Source organism: Geothrix campi (genome assembly GCF_024609265.1).
GTDB classification, from domain to species: Bacteria; Acidobacteriota; Holophagae; order Holophagales; family Holophagaceae; genus Geothrix; species Geothrix campi.
This window is the reverse complement of the sequence record NZ_JANHMP010000009.1, coordinates 1-3,595: the sequence shown is the minus strand read 5'-3', so window position 1 is coordinate 3,595 and position 3,595 is coordinate 1. Positions and strand designations below refer to the sequence as shown.

The window sequence follows — 3,595 nt, the reverse complement described above, 5'->3', positions numbered from 1 at the left end:
ACGCCCTAACCCTCCGCTCAACTCGGACCCCGCCTGCATTGCCCGCCGTTCTCTCTCAACATATCGCTTTCTCGGCTCCGCTCAGCGCCTCGGTGCAGGCGGGGCCGGTTAGCTTCATTCGTTAGGCGCCACTTGAGTCAGCCAGAAGAAACCCGGTACCTGACACTCGACCTTCTGCTTAGGTCGGGAGAGGATTTATCCCCACTGGTTGAAGGTTTCGGGGACCGAGTGTTCATCGTCTATAACGGATCAGACGAGGCTGGTGGTTTCTATGCAGTCCTTGAGCCGCAGGCTTCCGAAATACTCAGCGAATCCCCCGAGCAACATGCTCAATACATGGCCGGCCTGGTTGAAGAGCTCCCCGCATCACTGTTACCGGCCTGGCTAACCTGTTCAGAACGAACTTTCGATTTCGGCTTCCAAGGCGGCACACAGCCGGCCTCGATATCCCATGACCTCAGCCCATCCACACTCCACAGAATCTACGGAATTGGTGTATCAGCTCGCATCACCATTTACCCTTCCGGTGGCGCCTAACCCTCCGCTCAACTCGGACCCCGCCTGCATTGCCTTCCGCTCTCTCTCAGCTTCTCGCTTCCTCGGCTCCGCTCAGTGCCTCGGTGCAGGCGGGTCCGGTTAGCTTCATTCGTTAGGCCGCCTATGCAAATGTCCGAGGAAATCGTCCAGGCTGAAACCATAAGGCAATGGGTTCAACAAGCGCTCTCTGGGCGTGAGTTTGCTCGAACTTCTCGATCGGTGCTTGCTGCAGGATGTTTCGATACGGTCATAGAACATCAGCAGGGCATTACTCTCCTACTAAAGGAGAAGTTGTGCGGGCCCGCATTTTCTCTAGCTAGACCCGTCTTTGAGACATTCGTAAGGGGCCTTTGGCTCTCGTACTGCGCAACCGAGGAGGACTTGAACAGGTTTCGAAGAGACAAAGTAAAGCCTACGCTCTCCGAAATAATCACGGCTCTGGAGATCCTTCCACAATTCTCTGAGGGCGTGCTTTCACGAGTGAAGGCTACTGGTTTCGATTACATGTCTAGCTATACACACGGCGGGTTTCAGCAAATTGTGCGGCGTATAGGTGACGATGTTCTAGAACCACAGTACAACGACGATGAGCAAATCGAAATCACCCGTTCGACAACTTCATATGTGCTGCTCGCTGGTATTGAGATCGCTAATTTAGCTAATGATTTACCCCTTGCCCAAAGTATCCTTGATAAAACAATCGAATATGCCAAAAGGTCGGCCTAACCCTCCGCTCAACTCGGACCCCGCCTGCATTGCCCGCCGCTCTCTCTCAACTTCTCGCTTCCTCGGCTTCGCTCATCGCCTCGGTGCAGGCGTGGCCGGTTAGCTTCATTCGTTAGGCTGCACCCGATGAGTCACACACGCTTACTCAAACTGCTCACGATTCTTCCAGCAATCGGATGCTTGGCTGCCGGCATTAGCTGCGCCAACAAGGTTCAAGAATCCAAGAGTGGCGTCATCACTTCTCCACTTATTATCGGAATCCGTAATTTGACAGTTGTTGAGATTATCCCAAACCAGGAACCAGTTAGCATCGACTGGAAGGGCTATGGTACTTTGGCCAGCAACAATCTAAGTGGCGGGTATGAAAAGGTAATCGCCTCTGATTCAAGGCGTACCTTTGTTATCACTGACGAAAGTTCGGCTAACAATTCCCTGACTGTGAACGGCCAAATGTACAATTTTGATGCGAACAACCAACATCTTGAAGTCCACTTTGCGTCGGGGGTCAGGGTAATGCCTGGTGCGAATTACCAATCTGCTAAACACGTCTACGACATCACGTTTCCTGTACCGAACTAAGGCCTTCCACGTGCAACCTAACCCTCCGCTCAACTCGGACCCCGCCTTCATTGCCTTCCGCTCTCTCTCATCTTCCCGCTTCCTCGGCTCCGTTCAGCGCCTCGGTGCAGGCGTGGCCGGTTAGCTTCATTCGTTAGGCGTCTCATGAATGTGCGCGCCCTAATTCCCTTTTTCCTGTGCGCCGGTGCCTTTGCCGGACCCGCGGTTATCTGGGATAAGGTCCCGGCAAATCTCGATGCACTCATTCTTCCCGACATACTTCGGCGAGCGTCCGGCAGTTTTGAGATCATCTTTTACGCCGATATCTCAGGTAATCGGCTTGTCAATGTCAGGAAAATCGAAGGTCACCCAATTCTGGTTCCGGATTGGTCGAATACTTACATTCCCAAGATTGTCCTTGGTCCATCAGCCAAAAAAACAACGGGGCATTTCCGTTTGCGCATCAACACTTCAGACCCATGCCTACAACAGCGAAGACCCGCTAAGTGAGCCGCCTAACCCTCCGCTCAACTCGGACCCCGCCTGCATTGCCTCCCGTTCTCTCTCAGCATTCCGCTTCCTCGGCTCCGCTCATCGCCTCGGCGCAGGCGGGGCCGGTTAGCTTCATTCGTTAGGCATCCCGTGCAACAAGCAGAAGAATTAATCGGTCGTGAATATCGCAGCTTCTACGATCAGCAACCTGCATCAGGTCGTCGGTACTGGGAAATCTTGTACGAAGACATGCTTCTCGTGATCTCGAAAAAGGGTGAGTATCTCTTAGGTTTTGACTCCACAACACGTCTCGCAAAATGGGCGTACTCTGCAGGTCAGGATCAATTCATAACCAATCTCTATGTTAAGAATGGCCGAATCTGGGTTGGCACATTCTCCTGCATGCACTATGAATTGGATCTCAAAACGGGCTTAATCACCGACAAAGAATTCCTCAAATGAGCATCTGCCTAACCTTCCGCTCAACTCGGACCCCGCCTGCATTGTCTTCCGTTCTCTCTCAACATCTCGCTTCCTCGGCTCCGCTCATCGCCTCGGTGCAGGCGGGGCCGGTTAGCTTCCTTCGTTAGGCGCCAATCGGAGCTACCTCATGCATAAGGGCAAAGCTCAATGTTCCATACTCGCGTTGCTTTGCTTATTCGGTCTTACAGGCTGCAACAGACTTGTTACCTGGGCTTCTACGAAAACTGCCCCGTGGTCGTACGTTGAAGACGGTTGGGGCGGCACTGCCCTTGAAAGTTACTTGGTTGAATCAAATCAGGTAAATCTCAAGTTCAAGCTGCTCATTCATGACGTAAAGCGCATTGATTCTGGAATTTGTTCTTGCGGAACTTCCGCAAAGCTTCAACAAAACCGGATCTTGGTCCGAATGAAATCCTGCCTTTGTGGCCCAGGTGCTGATACTCACCATGTCGCCATTATTCGCAGGCCACCACCAGGGCAATATCTAGTTGTCTACGACGACCCTTCTGCGAACTATCCGCGTATAGGAGAAATCACTATTCCATGAATACATACTTGGCGCCTAACCTTTAGCTCAACTCGGACCCCGCCTGCATTGTCTTCCGCTCTCTCTCAACTCCCTGCTTCCTCGGCTCCGCTCATCGCCTCGGCGCAGGCGTGGCCGGTTAGCCACATTCGTTAGGCGCTACCGAAATGGCCATGAACTTCGAGTACTCCGGCAACACTCAACGATCGAAGTTCGGTCTTGTCGTTGCTTGGATATTCTCTTGGCCGCTCACCTATTTTGGGCTCCTCTCGC

At 52.7% G+C, this 3,595-nt stretch carries 4 protein-coding genes; all 4 read left to right on the top strand.

Going from position 1 to position 3,595, the window contains the following annotated elements:
* The first annotated feature begins 660 nt into the window (after positions 1–660).
* Positions 661–1,263, top strand: coding sequence for a DUF6988 family protein (locus tag NOV65_RS15650; protein ID WP_425250865.1), 603 nt, complete (start codon positions 661–663; stop codon positions 1,261–1,263).
* A 180-nt stretch (positions 1,264–1,443) separates the two neighbouring features.
* Positions 1,444–1,842 (top strand): hypothetical protein, encoded by a 399-nt coding sequence (locus NOV65_RS15330; RefSeq protein WP_257307596.1) that lies wholly within the window; start codon positions 1,444–1,446, stop codon positions 1,840–1,842.
* Positions 1,843–1,986: 144 nt separating this feature from the next.
* On the top strand, positions 1,987–2,331 hold the full coding sequence (locus NOV65_RS15325; protein WP_257307594.1) for a hypothetical protein: 345 nt from the start codon (positions 1,987–1,989) through the stop codon (positions 2,329–2,331).
* Positions 2,332–2,463: 132 nt separating this feature from the next.
* Entirely contained in the window at positions 2,464–2,775 is a 312-nt protein-coding gene (locus NOV65_RS15320; RefSeq protein WP_257307592.1) for a hypothetical protein, read from the top strand.
* Positions 2,776–3,595 lie beyond the last annotated feature (820 nt).